17 protein-coding genes and 1 pseudogene are annotated in these 22,861 nt (G+C 72.7%); 14 read left to right on the top strand and 4 right to left on the bottom strand.

Annotated elements, in window-relative coordinates; all coding sequences use genetic code 11:
- The first annotated feature begins 124 nt into the window (after positions 1 to 124).
- Positions 125 to 316, top strand: a complete 192-nt coding sequence (locus ACZ7MY_RS15665; protein WP_499602197.1) for a hypothetical protein — start codon at positions 125 to 127, stop codon at positions 314 to 316.
- A 250-nt stretch (positions 317 to 566) separates the two neighbouring features.
- Here the strand turns inward: ACZ7MY_RS15665 and ACZ7MY_RS15660 are convergent, their stop codons facing one another.
- Positions 567 to 1,475 carry a CAP domain-containing protein gene (locus ACZ7MY_RS15660; protein WP_499602196.1) on the bottom strand — a complete coding sequence of 303 codons (909 nt, stop codon included), beginning with the start codon at positions 1,473 to 1,475 and terminating at the stop codon, positions 567 to 569.
- A gap of 124 nt (positions 1,476 to 1,599) precedes the next feature.
- On the opposite strand from ACZ7MY_RS15660, the gene ACZ7MY_RS15655 reads away from it, so the two are divergent.
- From ACZ7MY_RS15655 to ACZ7MY_RS15640, 4 genes and pseudogenes are all read left to right on the top strand, one after another.
- Positions 1,600 to 1,881, top strand: coding sequence for an acylphosphatase (locus ACZ7MY_RS15655; RefSeq protein WP_026251710.1), 282 nt, complete (start codon positions 1,600 to 1,602; stop codon positions 1,879 to 1,881).
- A gap of 413 nt (positions 1,882 to 2,294) precedes the next feature.
- Positions 2,295 to 2,483 carry a hypothetical protein gene (locus ACZ7MY_RS15650; protein ID WP_319131640.1) on the top strand — a complete coding sequence of 63 codons (189 nt, stop codon included), beginning with the start codon at positions 2,295 to 2,297 and terminating at the stop codon, positions 2,481 to 2,483.
- A 175-nt stretch (positions 2,484 to 2,658) separates the two neighbouring features.
- On the top strand, positions 2,659 to 6,219 hold the full coding sequence (gene smc / locus ACZ7MY_RS15645; RefSeq protein WP_499602195.1) for a chromosome segregation protein SMC: 3,561 nt from the start codon (positions 2,659 to 2,661) through the stop codon (positions 6,217 to 6,219).
- Positions 6,220 to 6,280: 61 nt separating this feature from the next.
- A pseudogene (locus ACZ7MY_RS15640) lies at positions 6,281 to 6,500 on the top strand (MFS transporter); the annotation flags it as partial.
- Positions 6,501 to 6,581: 81 nt separating this feature from the next.
- On the opposite strand, the gene ACZ7MY_RS15635 reads toward ACZ7MY_RS15640, so the two are convergent.
- On the bottom strand, positions 6,582 to 7,571 hold the full coding sequence (locus ACZ7MY_RS15635) for an LLM class flavin-dependent oxidoreductase (RefSeq protein WP_499602193.1): 990 nt from the start codon (positions 7,569 to 7,571) through the stop codon (positions 6,582 to 6,584).
- 100 nt (positions 7,572 to 7,671) lie between these two features.
- On the opposite strand from ACZ7MY_RS15635, the gene ftsY reads away from it, so the two are divergent.
- Positions 7,672 to 8,898 carry a signal recognition particle-docking protein FtsY gene (gene ftsY, locus ACZ7MY_RS15630; protein WP_499602192.1) on the top strand — a complete coding sequence of 409 codons (1,227 nt, stop codon included), beginning with the start codon at positions 7,672 to 7,674 and terminating at the stop codon, positions 8,896 to 8,898.
- 64 nt (positions 8,899 to 8,962) lie between these two features.
- Here the strand turns inward: ftsY and ACZ7MY_RS15625 are convergent, their stop codons facing one another.
- Positions 8,963 to 9,637: a bifunctional DNA primase/polymerase gene (locus tag ACZ7MY_RS15625; RefSeq protein ID WP_499602191.1), complete on the bottom strand. Its 675-nt coding sequence runs from the start codon at positions 9,635 to 9,637 to the stop codon at positions 8,963 to 8,965.
- 299 nt (positions 9,638 to 9,936) lie between these two features.
- Between ACZ7MY_RS15625 and nsdA the strand changes: the two genes are divergently transcribed.
- The 7 genes from nsdA to ftsH all read left to right on the top strand — a co-directional run bounded on the left by nsdA (position 9,937) and on the right by ftsH (position 20,252).
- Positions 9,937 to 11,385: a transcriptional repressor NsdA gene (nsdA, locus tag ACZ7MY_RS15620; protein ID WP_499602189.1), complete on the top strand. Its 1,449-nt coding sequence runs from the start codon at positions 9,937 to 9,939 to the stop codon at positions 11,383 to 11,385.
- A gap of 418 nt (positions 11,386 to 11,803) precedes the next feature.
- The gene (locus ACZ7MY_RS15615; protein WP_499602187.1) at positions 11,804 to 13,162 is read left to right on the top strand and encodes an ammonium transporter; all 1,359 of its coding nucleotides are present in this window, start codon (positions 11,804 to 11,806) and stop codon (positions 13,160 to 13,162) included.
- Positions 13,159 to 13,497 carry a P-II family nitrogen regulator gene (locus ACZ7MY_RS15610; protein WP_391578994.1) on the top strand — a complete coding sequence of 113 codons (339 nt, stop codon included), beginning with the start codon at positions 13,159 to 13,161 and terminating at the stop codon, positions 13,495 to 13,497. The genes ACZ7MY_RS15615 and ACZ7MY_RS15610 overlap by 4 nt, the downstream gene beginning before the upstream one ends.
- Positions 13,498 to 13,590: 93 nt before the next feature.
- Entirely contained in the window at positions 13,591 to 16,068 is a 2,478-nt protein-coding gene (locus ACZ7MY_RS15605) for a [protein-PII] uridylyltransferase (RefSeq protein ID WP_499602186.1), read from the top strand.
- Between the two features lie 84 nt (positions 16,069 to 16,152).
- Positions 16,153 to 17,691, top strand: a complete 1,539-nt coding sequence (gene ffh, locus ACZ7MY_RS15600) for a signal recognition particle protein (protein WP_499602185.1) — start codon at positions 16,153 to 16,155, stop codon at positions 17,689 to 17,691.
- 74 nt (positions 17,692 to 17,765) lie between these two features.
- Positions 17,766 to 18,281, top strand: coding sequence for a GNAT family N-acetyltransferase (locus ACZ7MY_RS15595; protein WP_499602184.1), 516 nt, complete (start codon positions 17,766 to 17,768; stop codon positions 18,279 to 18,281).
- Between the two features lie 36 nt (positions 18,282 to 18,317).
- Entirely contained in the window at positions 18,318 to 20,252 is a 1,935-nt protein-coding gene (gene ftsH / locus ACZ7MY_RS15590; protein WP_499602182.1) for an ATP-dependent zinc metalloprotease FtsH, read from the top strand.
- Positions 20,253 to 20,312: 60 nt separating this feature from the next.
- Here the strand turns inward: ftsH and ACZ7MY_RS15585 are convergent, their stop codons facing one another.
- Positions 20,313 to 21,146 (bottom strand): class I SAM-dependent methyltransferase, encoded by an 834-nt coding sequence (locus ACZ7MY_RS15585; RefSeq protein ID WP_499602180.1) that lies wholly within the window; start codon positions 21,144 to 21,146, stop codon positions 20,313 to 20,315.
- A 216-nt stretch (positions 21,147 to 21,362) separates the two neighbouring features.
- Here ACZ7MY_RS15585 and proS point away from each other — a divergent pair, with 216 nt between their 5' ends.
- Complete coding sequence (proS, locus tag ACZ7MY_RS15580) at positions 21,363 to 22,775, top strand: proline--tRNA ligase (protein ID WP_499602179.1); 1,413 nt, start codon at positions 21,363 to 21,365, stop codon at positions 22,773 to 22,775.
- The last annotated feature ends 86 nt before the right edge of the window (positions 22,776 to 22,861 follow it).

Here is a 22,861-nt window from a genome sequence, read left to right as displayed (position 1 = left end):
CGATGGTTGTCAGCGAGGATTTCCGGCCGTGCAAGACCAGTGATCGCCTCGCTTAATGTGGGGTCTCGCCATGGGTGAGTGGCCTGGGGCTGACGGAGACGAAGCGTGTTTTTCGCTGCATCTCATGTGGGGCGCGCTGACGGATTGGGTCGTGCTCCGGCCGGCGGAAACGGATCAAGCTGAGGCGCACATGATCACGGCGGCCCGTGAGTGGCTGACCATCGAAGGTGACCGGCAGGCCGAAGCCGCGTACTTCGATCATTGGGTCCACGACATTCTCGGATACGAGCGTCAGGCTTCGGTGGCGGATCAATAGGCGATCTTGAAAACCGTCGCGGCAGCGGTATCCCCGTGGTTTGAGATCCCAACGGTTTGAAAAGCCGAGGCTCCGGACCCGGGCTGAGCCGGACTGACCCTGACCGCTATGGCGGCCGGAGCTTTCGCTTGTGCGCGAGAACGGTATGGGCGACGCATGCACGAAAGCCGCCGTCGATCTCGGTCCCGGAAGGAAACCTGTGATCGACGACGGCCCGCCGCGAGCTACCTGACCTGCGACTACCTCTGCCTCAGTAGCCGAAGTCCTGCGTCCACCAGGGGCCGCCCTCGCCGAACACCGCGCCGACGCCGATCTTCTTGAAGTCGCAGTTGAGGATGTTCGCGCGGTGGCCGTCGCTGTTCATCCAGGCGTCCATGACCTCCTCGGCCGTCGCCTGGCCGCGGGCTATGTTCTCGCCGCCGAGGTCCTTGACGCCCGCCTGGGCCGCGCGGTCCCAGGGGTCGTCGCCGTCGGGGTCGGTGTGGTCGAAGAAGCCCCGGGCGGCCATGTCGGCACTGAAGTCGGAGGCGAGCTCGGAGAGCTTCTTGTCGGCGTGCAGCGGCTGGCAGCCGGCGGTGGCCCGGACGGTGTTCACCAGGGCCAGGACGGAGACCTCGGCGACGCTCTGGTCGCCGTCCGCCACCTCCTCGTCGCCGCCCGGCACGGTGGTGGCCGCGGGCGGGGACGGGATGGTGGCCGGCGCGGTGGACGCGGAGGGCTGCGGTGCGGCGGGCGTGGTGGGGACCTCGACCGGGGCGGAGCTCGGTGCGGAGGGGGTCGGCGTCGTGGCGGTCACGGGTGCCGACGGCGCTGCCGGGGGAGCGGTCGTACGGGCGTCCCCGCGGCTCGCGGGGGCCGAGGTGTCGCGGTCGGCGGGCACGGCGCCGACGTCTTGGGGGCTCGCGGTGTTCGGCAGCCCGGCGGCCTGGACCTGGCCGGGAGCGTCGTCATGGTACGCGAACCCGCCGGAACCGTCCGGCGAGGGAAGCAGTCCGCTGGAGACGCCGATCGCACCGACGGCCAGCGCGGCGGAGGAGGCCAGCAGCCCGGTGCGCACCGGGTTCTGCTTGCGCCGCCGGGCCCTGCTGCTCTGCCCGCGGTGGCGCGGCGCCTCCGAGAACGGCGCCGGCTCGGAGGCTGTACGGCTGTGGCGGCCCATCCGGTGCAGTCCTTTATGTCGACGGTGTTCACCCGAACGGGTGAGTCCTGTTGCGGCGCGACTGTACCGAAAGACAGGCGGGGCCGGTGTGAACCCTGTGCAACTGGCGGGTTAGCGTGCTTCCATGAACGACGCTGTCCGACTCACGGCCTGGGTGCGAGGCCGAGTACACCAAGTGGGTTTCCGCTGGTGGACGCGGGCGAACGCACTGGAGATCGGTGGGCTCGACGGCTATGTGAGCAATCTCTCGGACGGACGTGTGCAGATCGTGGCCGAAGGCGACCGGTCCCACTGCGACCGACTGCTCGACTGGCTGCGGACCGGCGACACGCCCGGCCGCGTCGACGGCGTGACCGAGATCTGGGGCGAGCCGCGCGGTGGCTACGAGGGCTTCGCGATCCGCTGAGGCACCGCCCGGCGCACCGCCCCGTCCTCGCAGGTGAGGGGCCGGGCGACAGACCACCGGCATTCTCACGTGGCAAGAGCGGTAAGGAGGTTGCCATTTCGCGCACCACGTGCGAGGCTGCCGACAACGAGGACGCGGTGATCTTCGGGGAGCGGTTGACGGCCCCGTCCTCCACGCCACGCGGGACGCCCGCGGCGCCGTTCTCGCGCCGTGCTTTCTTAGGCGCACCCGACGACCGGGCTGTGATCGTGTTGACCGTCCAACCATTTGGTGAGACGCTGGAAGCCCCGCGCACCGCAGCTGTAGGCATGGCAAAGGGCAGCTTCGGCGCACACGGCGCGGGTGCCTCTAACCCCTCACAAACGACCCACACCGCTCCCCGGTCGGTCACTCAGCGTGGAGGACCATCCATCATGGCAAAGGCGCTTCTCGGTTACGTCGGCGGCCCCGACCCTCGACTCCTCGCCGAGATGCGAAGGCTGCAGCAGCGTGTCCAGGACCTGGAAACCGAGCTCGTACGAATCCAGGCCGAGAACGATGCGCTGGCCGCCGCCTCGCACGAGCTCGTCGACGTACCTCACGCGGAGCCGGTTCTCGCCTGACGCGGCCTTTCGGCCGGTCAAGTGGAAACGACTCCGTTTGGGAATGTGCAAGGGACGCCCCGGCGTCCCTTCGTCGTTTTCCGCCCCGTTGCCCTCCCATGATCTCCGCCCTTGCCTTGCATGTGCCCCCCGCATTCCTCGGTGAAACCGGGAGCGGGAGGTAGAGTCCAACGGCGTGCACCTCAAGAGCCTGACCCTGCGCGGGTTCAAGTCATTCGCCTCGGCGACGACACTGCGGTTCGAACCCGGAATCACCTGTGTCGTCGGCCCGAACGGTTCCGGCAAGTCCAACGTCGTGGACGCGCTGTCCTGGGTCATGGGCGAACAGGGCGCCAAGTCGCTGCGCGGCGGAAAGATGGAGGACGTCATCTTCGCCGGCACGACGGGGCGGCCGCCGCTAGGCCGCGCCGAGGTGTCGCTCACGATCGACAACAGCGACGGTGCCCTCCCGATCGAATACGCCGAGGTCACCATCACGCGGATCATGTTCCGCAACGGTGGCAGCGAATACCAGCTCAACGGTGACACCTGCCGTTTGCTGGACATCCAGGAACTGCTCTCCGACTCCGGTATCGGCCGCGAAATGCATGTCATCGTCGGTCAGGGACAGCTGGATTCGGTGCTGCACGCCGATCCGATGGGCCGCCGCGCCTTCATCGAGGAGGCGGCCGGCGTCCTCAAGCACCGCAAGCGCAAGGAGAAGGCGCTGCGCAAGCTGGACGCCATGCAGGCGAACCTGGCCCGCGTCCAGGACCTGACGGGGGAACTGCGCCGTCAGCTCAAGCCGCTGGGACGGCAGGCGCAGGTGGCCCGCCGGGCGGTGGTCATCCAGGCCGACCTGCGTGACGCCCGGCTGCGGCTGCTCGCCGACGACCTGGTCACCCTGCGGGACGCGCTGCGCTCCGAGGTCGCCGACGAGGCCGCGCTCAAGGAGCGCCGCGACGCCGTCGAGACGGACCTGGCGGCCGCCGTGCAACTGGAGGCGCGGCTGGAGGAGCAGGTCAGGGCCCTCGCCCCGCGGCTCGCCGACGCCCGGGCCACCTGGTACGGACTGTCACAGCTGGCCGAGCGTGTCCGCGGCACCATCGGCCTGGCCGAGCAGCGCGTACGTCATGCCACCGCGCAGCCGACCGAGGAGCGGCGCGGCCGCGACCCGGAGGACATGGAGCGCGAGGCCGCCCGCATCCGCGAGCAGGAGGCGGAACTCACCGACGCCCTGGAGGCCGCGCAGCGCGCCCTGGACGACACCGTCGACCACCGCGCCGAGCTGGAACGCCGCCTCGCCGAGGAGGACAAGGCGCTCAAGGCCGCGGCCCGGGCCATCGCCGACCGGCGTGAGGGCCTGGCCCGGCTGCAGGGCCAGGTCAACGCCGCCCGCTCCAAGGCCGGGTCCGCCGAGGCCGAGATCGGCCGGTTGGCCGCGGCCCGCGACGAGGCGCGCGAGCGCGCCGAGTCCGCCCAGGAGGAGTACGAGGAACTGCGCGCCCGGGTCGAGGACCTGGACGCCGACGACTCCGAGCTCGACGAGCGCCTGGAAGCCGCCAAGGACGAGCAGGTCCGCGCCGACGAGGCGCACTCCGCCGCCCGCGAGGCCGCGACCGCCGCCGAACGCCGACGGGCCGCGCTCGCCGCCCGCCACGACGCCCTCGCCCTCGGCCTGCGCCGCAAGGACGGCACCGGCGCCCTGCTCGCCGCGGGCGACCGGCTGGCCGGGCTGCTCGGCCCCGCCGCCGAACTGCTCACCGTCGCCCCGGGCCACGAGGTGCCGGTGGCCGCCGCGCTGGGCGCCGCCGCCGACGCCGTGGCCTTCTCCGGCCCGTCCGCCGCCGCCGAGGCGCTGCGGCTGCTGCGCAAGGACGACGCGGGCCGCGCCGCGCTGCTGGTCGCCGGCGAGAGCGGCCCGCAGGAGCAGGCCACCGAGGTGCCCGCGGCTGCGCGGGCCGCGGCCGCGCTCGTCAGCGGCCCCGACGAACTGCTCCCGGCCGTGCGACGTCTGCTGCGGGACCACGTCGTCGTGGAGAGCCTCGCCGAGGCCGAGTCACTGGTCGCCGCCCACCCGCGGCTGATCGCGGTGACCGCGGAAGGCGACGTCCTCGGCGCCCACTTCGCGCACGGCGGCTCGGCCGGCGCCCCCAGCCTGCTGGAGGTCCAGGTTGCCGTCGACGAGGCCGCCGCCGAGCTGGAGGCGCTGGCCGGGCGCTGCGAGACGCTCGCGGAGGAGCAGGCCGCGGCCAAGGAACGCCGGGGGGCGGCCGCGCGGGTGGTCGACGAGCTGACGCAGCGTCGCCGGGCCGCGGAGAAGGAGAAGTCGGCCGTGGCCCAGCAACTGGGCCGGCTGGGCGGCCAGGCCCGCGCCGCGGCGGGGGAGGCGGAACGTTCTGCCGCCGCCGTGGGCCGCGCCGAGGAGTCGCTGGCGGCCGCCATAGAGGAGTTCGAGGAGCTCTCCTTCCGGCTGAGCGAGGCGGAGGCCGCCCCCGCCGACGAGGAGCCGGACACGTCCGTGCGGGACCGGCTGGCCGCCGACGGCGCCAACGCCCGCCAGACCGAGATGGAGGCCCGGCTCCAGGTCCGTACCCACGAGGAGCGGGTCAAGGGCCTGGCCGGACGTGCGGACGGCCTGGACCGCGCGGCCCGCGCCGAACGCGAGTCCAGGGCCCGGGCCGCCCGCCGCAAGGCGCGCCTGGAGTACGAGGCGCAAGTCTCCTCCGCGGTGCTGAAGGGGGCTCAGGGCCTGCTGGCGTACGTCCAGGTCTCGCTGGGGCGCGCGGACGAGGAACGGGGAGCGGCCGAGCGCGCCAAGGCCGAGCGCGAGGCGGAGCTGGACACCGCCCGCCGCCGGGGCCGTGAGCTGAAGTCCGAACTGGACCGGCTGACCGACTCCGTCCACAAGGGCGAGGTGCTGGGCGCCGAGAAGCGCATGCGGATCGAGCAGCTGGAGGGCAAGGCGCTGGAGGAGTACGGCGTCGAGCCCGCGGGGCTGGTCGCGGAGTACGGGCCCGAACAGCTCGTGCCGCCGTCGCCGCCCGCCGAGGGCGAGGTGCTGCCGGAGGACCCGGAGCACCCCCGCAACACGCCGCGCCCCTACCACCGGGGCGAGCAGGAGAAGCGGCTGAAGGCGGCGGAGAAGGCGTACCAGCAGCTGGGCAAGGTCAACCCGCTGGCGCTGGAGGAGTTCGCGGCGCTGGAGGAGCGCCACAAGTTCCTCTCGGAGCAGCTGGAGGACCTCAGGAAGACCCGGGCCGACCTGCTGCAGGTGGTCAAGGAGGTCGACGAGCGGGTCGAGCAGGTGTTCACCTCCGCCTACCACGACACCGCGCGGGAGTTCGAGGGCGTCTTCTCCCGGCTCTTCCCCGGCGGTGAGGGCCGGCTGATCCTCACCGACCCCGAGAACATGCTCACCACCGGTGTGGAGGTGGAGGCCCGTCCGCCGGGCAAGAAGGTCAAGCGGCTGTCGCTACTGTCGGGCGGCGAGCGCTCGCTGACCGCCGTGGCGCTGCTGGTGTCGATCTTCAAGGCCCGGCCGAGCCCCTTCTACGTGATGGACGAGGTCGAGGCCGCGCTGGACGACACCAACCTGCAGCGGCTGATCCGCATCATGCGGGAGCTGCAGGAGAGCTCGCAGCTGATCGTCATCACCCACCAGAAGCGGACGATGGAGGTCGCCGACGCGCTGTACGGCGTGTCCATGCAGGGCGACGGCGTGTCGAAGGTGATCAGCCAGCGCCTCAAGGCCTGATCGACCGGCCGACTTCACGTGGTGAACGAAGAAGGGTCGTCGCCATCGAGCTGATCGGCCGGTGATCGGCCCCGCCGACGGCGACCAGCGCGGTGAGCTGCCGGGCGTCGAGGCGTGGCGGGTCGTGCTCGGCGTGATGGTCGTGCCCGCCGTCCTGTGCGGCCTGCTGTCGTTCGCCATCCCCGAGCCGCCCCGCTTCCCGATCTCGGCCGGGCGGATCGCCGAGGCCGAGAAACGACGTCGAGGGCGAGCGCGCCGACACGGGCGCGCGGGTCACCGAGGGCCGCGAGCACCTGCGCCGTGGTGCCCGTCCGGGCCCCGGGACGTCGCCGTCGACGGCCGGGCCACCCGCGCCCGCCGGATCAGTCCTTGAGCCGGGGCAGTACCTGCTCCGCGAACAGCCGCAGGCTCCGCCAGCCCTCCTCGACCGGCATCCCCCCGCACAGCGGGTGCAGCACGAGCGCGGCGGCCGGGTCGGTGCTCGCCTCCGCGAAGGCGACGCACTCGTCGGGGGTGACCACGCGGTAGACGCCCTCGCGGCGCAGTTCCTCCGGGGAGGCGGCCGTCGAGCGCACCGCCGAGTGGATGCCGGCGGACTGCCAGGAGGCGTAGGTGGCGGCCTCGTGGAACAGACTGCCGCCGTGCTCGGCCCAGGTGCGGTCGGGGTCCTCGGACAGGTGGAGCAGCGGCACCTGCGGCGGGGGCATCAGGCACCAGCCCTCCGTGCCGTGCTCGGCGAGCTGCTCCCGGTAGTACGCCTCCAGCTCCGGCAGGTGGGCGCTGGGGAAGAACGGCAGACCGAAACGCGCCGCCCGGCGCGCCGCGGCGCGCGAACTGCCGCCGACGATCAGCAGCGGGTGCGGCGAGCTGTGCGGGCGGGGCGTGACCCGGACCGTCCGGCCGCGGAAGACGAAGGGCTCACCGGTCCACGCCTTCAGGAGCGTGTCCAGCAGTTCGTCCTGGAGGGCGCCGCGCCGGTGCCAGTCGACCCCGAGGGCCGCGTACTCCTCGGGGCGGTAGCCGATGCCGGCGACGGTGACCAGTCGCCCGCCGCCGACGTGGTCGAGCACCGCCAGGTCCTCCGCCAGCCGCAGCGGGTCGTACAGCGGCCCGATCAGCGCGGAGACGGTGACCGCGATACGGCGGGTCGCGCCGAGGACGGCCCCCGCGAAGGTCAGGGGCGAGGGCAGCCAGCCGTCGGGGGAGCCGTGGTGCTCCTCGGTCTGGAGGGTGGCGACGCCGTGCTCGTCGGCGTACGCGGCCATCTCCAGGGCGGCCCGGTAGCGGTGGCTCAGCGCCCCGGGCGAGGCCGCGGGGTCGACGAGGTTGAAACGTACGACAGTGGCGGGCATGCGCCGACGTTAGCTGACGAACCGTCAGATGAACAGAGTCGCGGACGCCCGCCGGGTGGCTCCCGGGAGGGCGGGCCGCGTGACCGATACTGGACGGGTTATGGAAACCGTCATTCTTGCCGTAGTCATCGCCCTGGTCGTGATCCTGGCGGCCGGCGGGCTGGTGGTGGGCAGCCGCCGCAGGAAGCAGCTGCCCCCCGCGCCGCCCACCGAGCAGCCGACGATCACCGCGCCTCCCGCCGAACCGCAGGTCGGCGACGAGGCGGAGGCCCCGCGGGACGAGCCCCGCCGGACCATCGAAGAGGTCGAGCTCCCCGAGTCCGAGGACGCCTCCGCAGGCGGCGTCATCGTCGAGGAGCGCCCGGCCGCCCCCGAGATCGAGCAGCCCGAGCCCACCGCCGGCCGTCTGGTACGGCTGCGCTCCCGGCTCTCGCGCTCGCAGAACGCGCTGGGCAAGGGCCTGCTCACGCTGCTCTCGCGCGAGCACCTCGACGAGGACACCTGGGAGGAGGTCGAGGACACCCTGCTCACCGCGGACGTCGGTGTCGCCCCCACCCAGGAGCTGGTGGAGCGGCTGCGCACCCGGGTGAAGGTGCTCGGCACCCGCACCCCCGCCGACCTGCGGCAGCTGCTGCGCGAGGAACTACTGACGCTGGTCGGCACGGACCTGGACCGCACCCTGCACACGGACGGGCTGCCGAACGCGGACGGTGCCGAGCAGCCGGCCGTGCTGATGGTCGTCGGCGTCAATGGCACCGGCAAGACCACCACCACCGGCAAGCTCGCGCGCGTCCTGGTGGCCGACGGCCGCAGCGTCGTGCTGGGCGCCGCCGACACCTTCCGTGCCGCGGCCGCGGACCAGCTGCAGACCTGGGGCGAGCGGGTGGGCGCCCGCACCGTGCGCGGGCCCGAGGGCGGCGACCCGGCGTCGGTCGCCTTCGACGCGGTCAAGGAGGGCATCGCCGAGGGCGCGGACGTCGTCCTCATCGACACCGCGGGCCGGCTGCACACCAAGACCGGCCTGATGGACGAGCTCGGCAAGGTCAAGCGCGTCGTGGAGAAGCACGGCCCGGTGAACGAGGTCCTGCTGGTCCTGGACGCCACGACGGGTCAGAACGGCCTCGTGCAGGCCCGGGTCTTCGCCGAGGTCGTCGACATCACCGGCATCGTGCTCACCAAGCTCGACGGCACCGCCAAGGGCGGCATCGTCGTCGCCGTCCAGCGCGAGCTGGGCGTGCCGGTCAAGCTGATCGGCCTGGGGGAGGGGGCGGACGACCTCGCCCCGTTCGAGCCCGAGGCCTTCGTGGACGCGCTGATCGGCTCCTAGCCGGCGGCAGCGGTCGACCAGCGGACGAGGGGCGCACTCCCGGGAGTGCGCCCCTCGCCGTCGTTCACGCGTACGCGCGGTCCCGGTGGCAGACGTACGCCAGCGTGCCCAGCAGCAGCCGGGCCTCCGGGGGCTGGCGGTCGGCGTCCAGCGCCGGCGGCCGCAGCCAGCGGACCGGGCCCAGGCCGCCGAGGTCGGAGGGCGGGGCGGTCACGTGCTCGCCCGGCCCGAGACAGCGCAGGTCGAGGTCGGCGTCGTCCCAGCCCATGCGGTACAGCAGGTGCGGGAGTTCGGCGGCGGCCCCCGGCGCGACGAAGAACTGCGCCCGGCCGTTCGGGGTGGCGACGACCGGGCCGAGCCGCAGGCCCATCCGCTCCAGGCGCACCAGAGCGCGCACGCCGGATCGTTCCGCCACGTCGATCACGTCGAAGGTGCGCCCCACGGGAAGCATCAGCGCCGCGCCCGGGACGTGCTCCCAGGCCGCCACGGCCTCCTCGAGGGTCGCCCCGGCCGGCACCTCGCCGGCGAAGTCCAGTGCGTGGGCGCCCGGTGCCTCGCACCCCGGGTCACCGCAGGAGCACTGCCCGCCCCCGCGTGTGGCGCGCGCACCCGGCGCCACCGCCCATCCGCACAACCCGGTGTACTCCGCCACGGTGGTGCACGCCGAGGCGTGCGTCCGGCGGCGCGCGCCGGAGCGGATGTGACGCATCTCCCGCATGCTGCCGATCGTGAAGCCCATGACACCCCCAACGGGTCGCAGTTGCCGATGGTTACGCCCGTGCCTGATCGGCATGTGTCAAGTGAATCGCTCCGCGTGCACATGTAGTTCATTCGAAGGGGTGGCGAATGGTGGCGTTTTCGCTGAAGGCATCGTCGGATGGGTGATCGTAGGATTACTTTCGGTTTGCAAGCCCCGGAAGTGTGCGGGCCGGCGGGTATGCCGGAGGCAAGACTCGTAGGACACTGAGGCACTGGGGGCCCAGGCAGGCAACGGCCCTCATCCCCGAAGGTGTTGGGCGACGGAATGGGGGCGTCACGGTGGGCGGCACACAGGACAAGCAGCCCAACGCGCAGCTGACCTCTTGGTTTGTGCGCAGTGGCTGGTCCAAGGGCGAACTCGCCCGTCAGGTGAACCGCAGAGCGCGCCAGATGGGTGCCCTGCACGTCAGCACGGACACCTCACGGGTGCGCCGCTGGCTGGACGGCGAGCAACCGCGCGAACCCATCCCGCGCATCCTGTCCGAGCTGTTCTCCGAACGCTTCGGCACCGTCGTCCCGGTGGAGGACCTGGGGCTGCGCCCCGCCCACCAGCCGCCCGCCTCGACCGGGGTGGACCTGCCGTGGGCGGGGCCGCAGACGGTCCAGCTGATCAACGAGTTCTCCCGCAGCGACCTCATGCTCGGCCGCCGCGGCTTCCTCGGGACCTCACTGGCGCTGGCCGCAGGCCCCTCCCTGGTCGAGCCGATGCAGCGCTGGCTGGTGCCCACCCCCGCGTCCGGCGCCGACGTGCCCCCGCCGCGCGACTCCGGCGGCAGGGTCCGGCTCTCCGAGCCCGAGCTGGAGCTGCTGGAGGCCACCACGGTGATGTTCCGGCAGTGGGACAACCAGTGCGGCGGCGGCCTGCGCCGCAAGGCCGTGGTGGGCCAGCTGCACGAGGTCACCGACCTGCTGCAGGAGTCCCATCCGCAGTCCGTCGCCAAGCGCCTCTACCGCGTCACGGCCGAGCTCGCGGCGCTCGCCGGCTGGATGTCGTACGACGTCGGCCTGCATCCGACGGCGCAGAAGTACCTGGTCCTGGCCCTGCACGCGGCCAAGGAGGCCGACGACCGCCCGCTGGGCGCGTTCGTCCTGTCCAGCATGAGCCGCCAGATGATCCACCTGGACCGGCCGGACGACGCACTGGAACTCATCCACCTGGCGCAGTACGGCAGCAGGGACACCGCGAGCGCCACCACCCAGGCGATGCTGTACGCGATGGAGGCCCGCGCCTACGCCAACATGGGCCAGGTCAGCAAGTGCCACCGCGCCGTGCGGATGGCCGAGGACTCCTACACCGACTCCCGGCCCACCGAGGACCCGGACTGGATCAGCTTCTTCAACGAGGCCGAGCTCAACGCCGAGAACGCCCACTCCTACCGCGACCTGGCGTACGTCGCCGGCCGCAGCCCCACGTACGCCTCGCTGGCCCACCCGGTGATGCAGCGGGCCGTCGACCTCTTCGCGAAGGACAGCGTCCACCAGCGCGCCTACGCCCTCAACCTGATCGGCATGGCCACCGTGCACCTGCTCCAGCGCAGCCCGGAGGAGGCCGCCGGGCTCACCGTCCAGGCGATCGACGTAGCCAAGCACGTGCGCTCCGAGCGGGTGAACACCCGTATCCGCAAGACCGCCGACAGCGCCCTGCGCGACTTCGGCAAGGTCGCCGAGGTCGCCCAGCTCAGCGAGCGCCTCGCCGCCGACCTCCCCGAGGTCGCCGAGACCGCCTGAACCGGCGGTCCGCCCCGTACCCCGGCCGCGGCCGGCCATCCCGACAGCCCGACTCGGCTCCCCCATGCCAGGTCAACCGGGTGGCCCGCCGCGGCCGGTCCTCGTTCACCGGCGCTTCGTCCTCCGGTGCGTCCTCCCGCGCCCCCTCGACGGCGTGGCGAGGTTTGTCCACCCCGGCCCGCGCGGCACGTATACAGCTCGTCGGCCCGCCAGAGGGGTCGCGGCGTCGTGACGGCGTCGTCATGGCGGCACCCGCTGGGGCGGCGGTTCATCGCGACGTAACACGGACGACTTCTTCGTCACGGTGACGAAACACCCGATGGCGCCGACGGAAACCCGGCTGGGACAACCTCATGGCGAAAACCGGCCCACCGAGCCCGCTTCCCGCACGGGCCGTTCGGATGACGAGGAGACGCCGATGGCAGCAGGCTTTCTGACGCTTGCCGCAGACACGCCCACGCTCGACAGCGGTAGCACGGCGTTCATGCTGCTGAGCGCGGCACTGGTGCTCGTGATGACCCCCGGCCTGGCCTTCTTCTACGGCGGCATGGTCCGGGTCAAGAGCGTCCTGAACATGCTGATGATGAGCTTCATCGCCATCGGCATCGTCACGGTGCTGTGGACGCTCTACGGCTTCAGCGTCGCGTTCGACTCCGGCAACGCCTTCTTCGGCGGCTTCGAGTGGGCCGGCATGCGCAACATCGGGATCAACCAGCTGTGGGACGGCTACACGATCCCGGTCTACGTCTTCGCCGTCTTCCAGCTGATGTTCGCGATCATCACGCCCGCCCTGATCAGCGGAGCCCTGGCCGACCGGGTGAAGTTCACCGCCTGGTCGCTCTTCGTGGCCCTGTGGGCGACCGTGGTGTACTTCCCGGTGGCCCACATGGTCTGGGCCTCGGACGGCTTCCTCTTCACGCGCGGCGTGATCGACTTCGCCGGCGGTACGGCGGTGCACATCAACGCCGGTGCCGCGGCGCTCGGCGTGATCCTCGTCATCCGCAAGCGCGTGGGCTTCAAGAAGGACCCGTTCCGGCCGCACAACCTGCCGCTGGTCATGCTCGGCGCCGGTCTGCTGTGGTTCGGCTGGTTCGGCTTCAACGCCGGCTCCTGGCTCGCCTCCGACGGCGTCGCGGCCGTGGCCTTCACCAACACCCAGGTCGCCACCGCCTCCGCGATGCTCGGCTGGCTCGTCTACGAGAGGATCAGGCACGGCTCCTTCACCACCCTGGGCGCCGCCTCCGGAGCGGTCGCCGGCCTGGTCGCCATCACCCCGGCCTGCGGCTCGGTCAGTCCGCTCGGGGCCATCGCGGTCGGCGCCATCGCCGGTGTGGCCTGCGCCGCCGCGGTCGGCCTGAAGTTCAGGTTCGGCTTCGACGACTCCCTCGACGTGGTCGGCGTGCACATGGTCGGCGGCATCGTCGGCTCGCTGCTCATCGGCTTCTTCGCCACCGGCGGGGTCGGCCAGACCGCCAAGGGCGTCTTCTACGGCGGTGGCTTCGACCAGCTGTGGAAGCAGTTCCTGGGCGTCGGCGTGGTGCTGGCCTACTCGCTGGTCGCCTCGGCGATCCTTGCCAAGCTGATCGACCTGGTGATCGGATTCACCGTCAGCGAGGAGACCGAGGTCGCCGGCATCGACCAGGCCGAGCACGCGGAGACCGGCTACGACTTCGCGGGCGTGGCCGGCGCGGTCAGGGCCGCCCTCTCCTCCCTGGACAGCAGCAGTGGCAGCGGCACCCAGGTGACCGACGCCCCGTCGAAGAAGGTGGACGCGTGAAGCTCATCACCGCGGTCGTGAAGCCGCACCGGCTGGACGAGATCAAGGAGGCCCTGCAGGCCTTCGGCGTCCAGGGCCTGACGGTCACCGAGGCCAGCGGCTACGGCCGCCAGCGCGGCCACACCGAGGTCTACCGCGGTGCCGAGTACACCGTCGACCTCGTGCCCAAGATCCGCATCGAGGTGCTCGTCGAGGACGGCGACGCCGACCAGCTGATCGACGTCGTCGTCAAGGCGGCCCGCACCGGCAAGATCGGTGACGGCAAGGTCTGGAGCATCCCGGTCGAGACCGCCGTACGGGTCCGGACCGGGGAGCGCGGCCCGGACGCACTCTGAGGACGCGGGGGGCGCGGCCGGGAGACCGGCCGCGCCCCTTCCGCACCACCGAAACCGGGCGGTTCCGCCGCACGGCCTGCGACTGGAGACAGTGTGACGGAGAACGTCGACGCGAAAGCCCCCGACGGACACGCCCCCGCAGGCTACGCGGCGGCCCGGCTGGCCCTCCTGAACGGCGGGGGACCGTCCGGGCCGCCGCGGCGCAAGGCGCTGGCCGCCCTCACCGACGGCTGGCTCGCCGACCTCGCCCGCGGTGCGGCCGACCGGACCGGGGCCCGGGGCTGGTCGCTGGTCGCCGTCGGCGGCTACGGCAGGGGCGAGCTCTCCCCGCGCAGCGACCTCGACCTGCTGCTGCTCCACGACGGCTCCGCCGGGCCCGGTGACGTCGCCGGCCTCGCCGACGGGATCTGGTACCCCGTCTGGGACCTCGGCGTCGCCCTCGACCACTCCGTCCGCACCCCCGCCGAGGCCCGCGGGACCGCCGCCGAGGACCTGAAGGTCCAGCTCGGCCTCCTCGACGCCCGCCACGTCGCGGGCGACACCGCCCTCACCGCCTCCCTGCGCACCGCCGTCCTCGCCGACTGGCGCAACCAGGCCCCCAAGCGGCTCCCCGCGCTCCACGAGCTGTGCCAGGAGCGCGCCGAACGCCACGGCGAGCTCTCGTACCTGCTGGAGCCCGACCTCAAGGAGGCCCGCGGCGGGCTGCGCGACGCGACCGCGCTGCGCGCCGTCGCCGCGTCCTGGCTCGCCGACGCGCCCCGCGAGGGCCTGGAGGAGGCCCGTACCCGGCTGCTCGACGCCCGCGACGCACTCCACCTGGTGACGGGCCGCGCCACCGACCGGCTGGCGCTGCAGGAGCAGGACCAGGTCGCCGACGCGCTCGGGCTGCTGGACGCAGACGCGCTGCTGCGCCAGGTGTACGAGGCGGCCCGCACCGTCGGCTACGCCTTCGACGTCACCTGGCGCGAGGTCGGCCGGGTCCTGCGCTCCCGCCAGACGCGCCCCCGCAGGCGCGGGCTGCTCGGCCGCTCCCGTCCCGAGCAGGGGAACGCCCCCGAGCGCACCCCGCTCGCCGAGGGCGTCGTGGAGCACGAGGGCGAGGCCGTCCTCGCGCTCACGGCCAGGCCCGAGCGCGACCCGGTGCTGCCGCTGCGCGCCGCGGCGGCCGCCGCCGAGCACGGCGTACCGCTGTCGCTGCACGCGGTCCGCCGGCTGAGCGCGGCCCAGGCCACCCGGCCGCTGCCGGTGCCGTGGCCCGCCGAGGCCCGCGAACAGCTCGTCACCCTGCTCGGCGCGGGGGAGTCCACCGTCCAGGTGTGGGAGGCCCTGGAGGCCGAGGGCATGATCACCCGGCTGCTCCCCGACTGGGAACGGGTCCGCTGCCGCCCGCAGCGCAACGCCGTGCACATCTGGACCGTCGACCGGCACCTCATCGAGTGCGCGGTGCGCGCCTCGCGCCTGACCCGCCGGGTCGGCCGCCCCGACCTGCTGCTCATCGCCGCACTGCTGCACGACATCGGGAAAGGCTGGCCCGGCGACCACTCCGAGGCCGGCGAGGTCATCGCCCGGGACGTCGCGGCCCGTTTCGGCTTCGGACGCGCCGACGTGGCGACGCTGGCCCTGCTCGTCCGCCACCACCTGCTGCTGATCGACACCGCGACCCGGCGCGACCTGGACGACCCCGCCACCGTGCAGGGCGTCGCCGACGCCGTGCGCGACGGCGAGACGCTGGAGCTGCTGCACGCGCTGACCGAGGCGGACGCCCTCGCCACCGGCCCCGCGGCCTGGAGCGCCTGGCGCTCCTCACTCGTCGGCGACCTGGTCAAGCGGGTCGCCGCCGTCCTGGCCAGCGGGGCGGTGCCTGAGCCCGCCGACCGCGAGCCCACCGCCGAGGAGGAGCGCCTGGCCGTCGAGGCGGCGCGCACCGGGGGCCCGGTCATCGCCTTGCACGCCCAGGCCGAGCCCGACCCCGACGGGACCGCCCCGCGGACCGCGGAGGACGAGCCCGAGCCCGTCGGCGTGGAACTGCTCCTGGCGGTCCCCGACCGCCCCGGGCTGCTCGCCGCGGCGGCCGGCGTGCTCGCCCTGCACCGGCTCACCGTCCGCGCCGCCGACCTGCGAACGGTCGACCCCATCGGCGAGGGCCCGGTGACCCTCCTGCGCTGGCGGGTGGCCGCCGAGTACGGCTCGCTGCCCGAGGCGGCACGGCTGCGCAACGACTTCGCCCGGGCCTTCGCGGGCTCCCTGGACATCGAGGCGCGCCTGGCGGAACGCGAGTCCGCCTATCCCCGCCGCCGCGGGGTCACGCCCCCGCCGCCCCGGGTGGCCGTCGCCCCCGGCAGCTCCACCGCCGCCACCGTCATCGAGGTCCGCGCCCACGACGCCCCGGGACTGCTGCACCGCATCGGCCGGGCCCTGGAGTCCACCGGCGTGAACGTCAGGTCCGCCCGGATCAGCACGCTCGGCGCCAACGCGGTGGACGCGTTCTACGTCACCGACACCGCCGGCGCTCCGCTCCCCGACGTACGCGCGGCCGAGGTGGCCGACCAGGTGGAGCGGGCCCTGCGCTGACGCGGTGGAGACCATTCGCGGGCCGGGCGGATACCCTTGAGGACGACCTATCACCCGCCCCCGACCTGAGGATCCGCGACCGACGTGTTCGACACCCTTTCCGACCGCCTCGCAGCGACGTTCAAGAACCTCCGGGGCAAGGGCCGCCTCTCGGAGGCGGACATCGACGCCACGGCGCGCGAGATCCGCATCGCGCTGCTGGAGGCGGATGTCGCGCTGCCGGTGGTCCGTGCCTTCATCAAGCAGGTCAAGGAGCGGGCGAGCGGGGCCGAGGTGTCCCAGGCCCTCAACCCCGCCCAGCAGGTCATCAAGATCGTCAACGACGAGCTCGTCGGCATCCTCGGCGGTGAGACGCGGCGGCTGCGCTTCGCCAAGCAGCCCCCGACCGTCATCATGCTGGCCGGTCTGCAGGGTGCCGGTAAGACCACCCTGGCGGGCAAGCTCGGCCGCTGGCTGGCGGGCCAGGGCCACACCCCGCTGCTGGTCGCGGCCGACCTCCAGCGTCCCAACGCCGTCAACCAGCTCCAGGTCGTCGCCGAGCGGGCGGGCGTCGCGGTCTTCGCGCCGGAGCCGGGCAACGGCGTGGGCGACCCGGTCCAGGTCGCCAAGGACTCGCTCGAGCACGCGCGCACCAAGCAGTACGACGTCGTCGTCGTCGACACCGCCGGCCGCCTCGGCATCGACGCCGAGATGATGCAGCAGGCCGCGGACATCCGCGACGCCGTGCAGCCGGACGAGATCCTCTTCGTCGTCGACGCCATGATCGGTCAGGACGCGGTCAACACCGCGGAGGCCTTCCGCGACGGCGTCGGCTTCGACGGCGTGGTGCTCTCCAAGCTCGACGGCGACGCCCGCGGTGGTGCCGCGCTGTCCATCGCGCACGTCACCGGCCGCCAGATCATGTTCGCCTCCAACGGCGAGAAGCTGGACGACTTCGACGCCTTCCACCCCGACCGGATGGCCTCGCGCATCCTGGGCATGGGCGACGTCCTCAGCCTGATCGAGAAGGCCGAGCAGACCTTCAGCCAGGCCGAGGCCCAGAAGATGGCCGAGAAGCTGGCCAAGGGTCCCAAGGAGTTCACCCTCGACGACTTCCTCCAGCAGATGGAGCAGGTCCGCAAGATGGGCTCGATCTCCAAGCTGCTCGGCATGCTCCCCGGCATGGGCCAGATCAAGGACCAGATCAACAACCTCGACGAGCGCGACGTGGACCGCACGGCCGCGATCATCAAGTCGATGACGCCGGGCGAGCGCCAGGACCCGATGATCATCAACGGCTCCCGCCGGGCCCGCATCGCCCGCGGTTCCGGTGTGGACGTCAGCGCCGTGAAGAGCCTGGTGGAGCGGTTCTTCGAGGCCCGCAAGATGATGTCCCGGATGGCCCAGGGCGGCATCCCGGGGATGCCCGGCATGCCGGGCCTGGGCGGTGGCGCCCGCCAGAAGAAGCAGCAGAAGAAGGCCAAGGGCAAGCGGCAGAGCGGCAACCCGCTCAAGCGGGCCGAGCAGGCGAAGGCCGACGCCGAGCGCCGCGAGCAGCAGGCCGGCGGCGCCTTCGGCCTGCCGGCCGGCCAGGACGGCCAGAACTTCGAACTGCCCGACGAGTTCAAGAAGTTCATGGGCTGATCCGGCCCGAAGCGCGTACGACGGCGGCGTCCCCCGGGGAGGGGGAGCCGCCGTCACGCGTGCATCATGGATCCATGCGCGTACACATCCGCCCCCCGGAGCCGGCCGACGCCCCCGCGTACCGGGAGGCGGTGCTGCGTTCCGCAGGCCACGTGGGCCGGTGGAACCCGGTCGAACCGGACGGGCTGCCCGAACTGCTGCGGCGCCAGGGACCCGTGCTGCGGACGTTCCTGATCCTCGACGAGGAGAGCGGCGGGATCGTCGGCAAGTGCAACGTGGCCAACATCGTCATGGGGCGCTTCCGCAACGCCAGCCTGGGATACGACAGCTACGTGCCCTTCGCCGGCACCGGGCGGATGAGCGAGGGGCTGCGCCTGGTCGTCGACCGCTGCTTCGCCCCCGAACCGCACGGCCTGGGCCTGCACCGGCTGGAGATCAACGTGCAGCCGGAGAACGAGCGGTCCGTCGCGATGGCCAGGCGCCTCGGCTTCCGCCACGAGGGCTTCACACCGCGCATGCTCTACCTGAACGACGCCTGGCGCGACCACGAGCGCTTCGCGCTGACCGCCGAGGAGTGGCCCGGGGCCTGAGGGGCGGCGGAGCGGCGCTGTCCTTATGGTCGGGTTATGGGCAATCCCGTACCGCCCCGGCAGAATCCGGACGACCCATGGCGGACGGAGGGCGCGCCACCCTCGCCGCCCACCCGGCGACGACGCCGCATGGGCGGCTGGGGCGGCATGATCCTGACGGCGCTCGTCGTCTTCCTCATCACCGACCTGGTGCTCTCGTTCTTCACCGGGCCCCGGCCGACGACGATCTCGTACACCGAGTTCGACCGGCAGCTCGACCGGGACAACATCTCGAAGATCTACTCCAAGGGCGACTCCATCGAGGGGCAGCTCAAGAAGAAGCAGGACGTGCCCGGCGCGGCCGAGGGCACGTACATGCAGTTCAAGACCCAGCGGCCGGTCTTCGCCGACGACGACCTGTGGGCGGCCCTGTCGAAGAACGGGGTCACCGTCACCGCGGAACCCGTGGTCCAGCAGCGCGGGCTGCTCTACAACCTGCTGCTCTCGCTCGCCCCCGTGCTGCTGCTGGTCGTGCTGTGGCTCTACGTCTCCCGCCGGATGAGCAAGCTCGCGGGCGGGCTCGGCGGACTGGGCGGCATCGGCCGCAGGGGCCCGCCGCGGCCGGTCGTCCCCGAGCTCGGCCGCCGTACGACCTTCGCCGACGTGGCGGGAATCGACGAGGTGGAGGCCGAGCTCAACGAGGTCGTCGACTTCCTCAAGCGCCCGCAGGCCTACCGGGCGCTCGGGGCGCGGATGCCGCGCGGCGTGCTGCTCGCGGGACCGCCCGGCACCGGCAAGACCCTGCTCGCCCGCGCCGTGGCCGGCGAGGCGGACGTGCCGTTCTTCTCCGCCTCCGCCTCGGAGTTCATCGAGATGATCGTGGGCGTCGGCGCCGGCCGGGTGCGCGAGCTGTTCGCCGAGGCCCGCAAGGTCGCCCCGGCGATCATCTTCATCGACGAGATCGACACCATCGGCCGCGCCCGCGGCGCCGCGGGCGGCATCGGCGGCCACGACGAGCGCGAGCAGACCCTCAACCAGATCCTCACCGAGATGGACGGCTTCTCCGGTTCCGAGGGCGTCGTCGTCATCGCCGCCACCAACCGGCCCGACGTCCTGGACCCGGCCCTGACCCGGCCCGGCCGGTTCGACCGCGTCGTCCACGTCAGCCCGCCCGACCGCACGGGCCGCGAGTCCATCCTCCGCATCCACCTGCGGCAGGTCCCGCTGGAGAGCGGCATCGACCTGACCGCCGTGGCCCGCGCGACGCCGGGGATGACGGGCGCGGAGCTCGCCAACCTCGCCAACGAGGCGGCGCTGCTCGCGGTCAAGCGCGGCAAGGGCGCCGTCGGGCAGGGCGAGCTCTCCGACGCCCTGGAGAAGGTGCAACTCGGTGCGGCACGCCCGCTCGTCATGCCCGCCGAGGAGCGCCGCCGCACCGCCTACCACGAGTCCGGGCACGCCCTGCTCGGCATGCTGCACCCGGGCGCCGACCCCGTGCGCAAGATCACCATCGTGCCGCGCGGCCGCGCCCTCGGCGTCACCCTCTCCACCCCCGACTCCGACCGCTACGCGTACACCGAGGAGTACCTGCGCGGCCGGATCATCGGCGCGCTCGGCGGCATGGCCGCCGAACACGTCGTCTTCGGGGTGATCACCACCGGCGCCGAGAACGACCTCGAACAGGTCACCAACGTCGTCCGGGGCATGGTCGGCCGCTGGGGCATGAGCGAGAAGGTCGGCCCGCTCTCCGCGATCCCCGCCGACTCCCAGCAGCCCTACGGACTGTCCGCCGCCCCCGCCACCCTCGACGTGATCGACACCGAGATGCGCAGGATCGTCGACGAGTGCTACGGGACGGCCTGCCGGCTGCTGGACCGGCACCGCGAGCAACTGGACGCCCTCGCGGAGCGGCTCCTGGAGGCCGAGACGCTGGAGGAGAACGAGGCCTACGAGGCGGCGGGCATCCCGCGGCTCGCGAAGGCCGCGGAGTAGCCGCCGCAGCCGCGTCGCCGCCGCCTGGGTCGCGGCCGCCGTCGCGCGGGGGCATCCGGGCTACACCCGGGCCACCAGGTAGCGGAAGACGTTCTCCATCCGCACCGTGCCGTCCGCGCGCCGGTACGCGTGCAGCGCCTCGCGCAGTTCCTTGCGCACCTGGTCCTCGTCGGTGGCGGCCACGGCGGCGTCGAAGAGCCCGGTCGACACCAGGCCGCGCACCGCGCTGTCCATGTCGGGGTAGCCGAACGGGCAGGACACCCGCCCCGAGCCGTCCGGGCGCAGTCCCGCGTCCCGCGCCAGGTCCTCCAGGTCGTCCCGGCCGCTGAGCCGGACCGCGGCCTCGAGCGCGGTGCCGCGCGGCTCGGCCAGCCGGGACGCGACCCGCAGCACCCGCCCGGTGGCGCAGCGCTCGGGCGGTCCCCAGCCCGCCAGCACGACCGGGGTGCCCCGCTCGGCCAGGCCCGCCGCGGCCCGCAGCGCCGGGACCAGCGTCGCCGGTGCCGTCCCCGGGTCGAGGGCGGTGACCAAGGTGAACGGTGCCCCGTCCGGCAGCGTGACCTCCTCCGGGCCGCCCGGCACGAGCCGGGTGCGCCCGCGTGACCGTACCGGCGCGCCCCACTGCGGCTCGGGCAGCAGCCGCTGCCGGGCCAGTGCCAGCCGCCGCTCGTCCGGGTCGCACCCGGTGACGGCCGCGCCGCGGGCCGAGGCCATCAGCAGCGCGAGTCCCGATCCGCACCCCACGCCGAGCAGCCGGGTGCGGGGGCCGACCTCCAACCGCTCGTGCACCGCCTCGTAGAGCGGTACGAGCATCCGCTCCTGGATCTCCGCCCAGTCACGCGCCCTGCCGTCGGTCCGGTGTGTTTGTGGGTGCCGTGCGAGCGTAGGTGTCATCGAGCGCCCCAATCAGCCGCGTCGCCGTCTCGCCGAAAGCCTTCCTCGTACGCCCCCCGGTTACGCCGCGCATGTCCTCCGTCACGCCGCGCATGCCCCCGGAGCCAGACAACTCCCCTTCCGGGCCGTAGTCCAGAGGTTTGAAGGTGAGGATTGGGCCGATTCCCGACCACGCCGATTCACGTCCGGTGCCGCTGTCCCCGTACCATCTGCGGCATGGCAAAGGCTCCCGTACTCACACCCCAGGCGGACGACTTCCCGCGCTGGTACCAGGACCTGATCAACAAGGCCGAGCTGGCCGACAACGGCCCGGTGCGCGGCACCATGGTCATCCGGCCGTACGGGTACTCGCTGTGGGAGCGGATGCAGCAGGAGATGGACGCGCGGATCAAGGAGGCGGGCGCCCAGAACGCGTACTTCCCGCTCTTCATCCCGCAGTCCTACCTGACCCGGGAGGCCGAGCACGTCGAGGGCTTCGCGCCGGAGCTCGCCGTGGTCACCCACGGCGGCGGCAAGGAGCTGGAGGAGCCGGTCGTCGTCCGGCCCACCTCCGAGACGATCATCAACGAGTACTTCTCCAAGTGGGTGCAGAGCTACCGCGACCTGCCCCTGCTCATCAACCAGTGGGCCAACGTGGTCCGTTGGGAGATGCGCTCGCGGCTCTTCCTCCGTACGAGTGAGTTCCTGTGGCAGGAGGGGCACACCGCGCACGCCACCTACGAGGACGCCCGCGAGTACGCCGCGATGATCCACCGCGACGTGTACGGCGACTTCATGACCGACGTCCTGGGCATCGACGTCGTCCTCGGCCGCAAGACCGCCCGCGAGCGCTTCGCCGGCGCCGTCAACACCCTCACCCTCGAGGGCATGATGGGCGACGGCAAGGCCCTGCAGCTGGGCACCAGCCACGAGCTGGGCACCAACTTCGCCAAGGCCTTCAACACCTCCTACCTCTCGAAGGAGGGGCAGCAGGAGCTGGTCTGGCAGACCTCCTGGGGCGTGTCGACCCGCATGGTCGGCGGCCTGATCATGTCCCACGGCGACGACAACGGACTGCGCGTGCCGCCGCGGCTCGCACCGGTGCAGGCCGTCGTCCTGGCGATCAAGGGCGACGACGAGGTCGTCGCCAAGGTCCGCGAGATCGGCGACCGGCTCAAGGCCGCGGGCGTGCGCGTCCAGGTCGACGTGCGCACCGACACCCCGTTCGGCCGGCGCGCCGTGGACTGGGAGCTCAAGGGCGTGCCCGTCCGGGTGGAGGTCGGCCCGCGCGACCTGGAGAACGGCACCGCGATGCTCGCCCGCCGCGTCCCCGGCGGCAAGGAGCCGGTGGCGATCGACGAGCTGGCCGCGCTGCTGCCCAAGGTGCTGGAGGAGGACCAGGCCACGCTGCTGCGCCAGTCCCGCGAGCGCCGCGAGTCCCGCACCGTGGACGTCAGGACGATCGCCGAGGCCGCCGAGGCCGCGGCCACCGGCTGGGGCCGCATCCCATGGGCGGACCTGGGCCCGGAGGGCGAGGCCAAGCTGGCCGAGCAGGGCGTGTCCGTGCGCTGCCTCCTCACCGAGGACGGCGGTGTTCCGGAAGCGGACGACGCGCCGGGTACCGTCGCGATCGTCGCGCGGGCATACTGACCGTCAACTGACTGAAAAGCGACGTACGTAATCGGCAGTACGTCCATGCTTGAGGCGGGTGCGTGACTTCTCCACTGTCCTCCGCA

Source organism: Streptomyces sp. NPDC111520 (assembly GCF_055635295.1).
This window is presented reverse-complemented; position numbering and strand designations above follow the sequence as displayed.

What these genes read in the sequence shown, in the direction of transcription:
- ACZ7MY_RS15665 (WP_499602197.1), top strand. Translation starts at nt 125, where the DNA reads ATGTGGGGCGCGCTGACGGATTGGGTCGTGCTCCGGCCGGCGGAAACG.
- ACZ7MY_RS15660 (WP_499602196.1), bottom strand. Translation starts at nt 1,475, where the DNA reads ATGGGCCGCCACAGCCGTACAGCCTCCGAGCCGGCGCCGTTCTCGGAG.
- ACZ7MY_RS15655 (WP_026251710.1), top strand. Translation starts at nt 1,600, where the DNA reads ATGAACGACGCTGTCCGACTCACGGCCTGGGTGCGAGGCCGAGTACAC.
- ACZ7MY_RS15650 (WP_319131640.1), top strand. Translation starts at nt 2,295, where the DNA reads ATGGCAAAGGCGCTTCTCGGTTACGTCGGCGGCCCCGACCCTCGACTC.
- ACZ7MY_RS15635 (WP_499602193.1), bottom strand. Translation starts at nt 7,571, where the DNA reads ATGCCCGCCACTGTCGTACGTTTCAACCTCGTCGACCCCGCGGCCTCG.
- ftsY (WP_499602192.1), top strand. Translation starts at nt 7,672, where the DNA reads ATGGAAACCGTCATTCTTGCCGTAGTCATCGCCCTGGTCGTGATCCTG.
- ACZ7MY_RS15625 (WP_499602191.1), bottom strand. Translation starts at nt 9,637, where the DNA reads ATGGGCTTCACGATCGGCAGCATGCGGGAGATGCGTCACATCCGCTCC.
- ACZ7MY_RS15615 (WP_499602187.1), top strand. Translation starts at nt 11,804, where the DNA reads ATGGCAGCAGGCTTTCTGACGCTTGCCGCAGACACGCCCACGCTCGAC.
- ACZ7MY_RS15595 (WP_499602184.1), top strand. Translation starts at nt 17,766, where the DNA reads ATGCGCGTACACATCCGCCCCCCGGAGCCGGCCGACGCCCCCGCGTAC.
- ftsH (WP_499602182.1), top strand. Translation starts at nt 18,318, where the DNA reads ATGGGCAATCCCGTACCGCCCCGGCAGAATCCGGACGACCCATGGCGG.
- ACZ7MY_RS15585 (WP_499602180.1), bottom strand. Translation starts at nt 21,146, where the DNA reads ATGACACCTACGCTCGCACGGCACCCACAAACACACCGGACCGACGGC.
- proS (WP_499602179.1), top strand. Translation starts at nt 21,363, where the DNA reads ATGGCAAAGGCTCCCGTACTCACACCCCAGGCGGACGACTTCCCGCGC.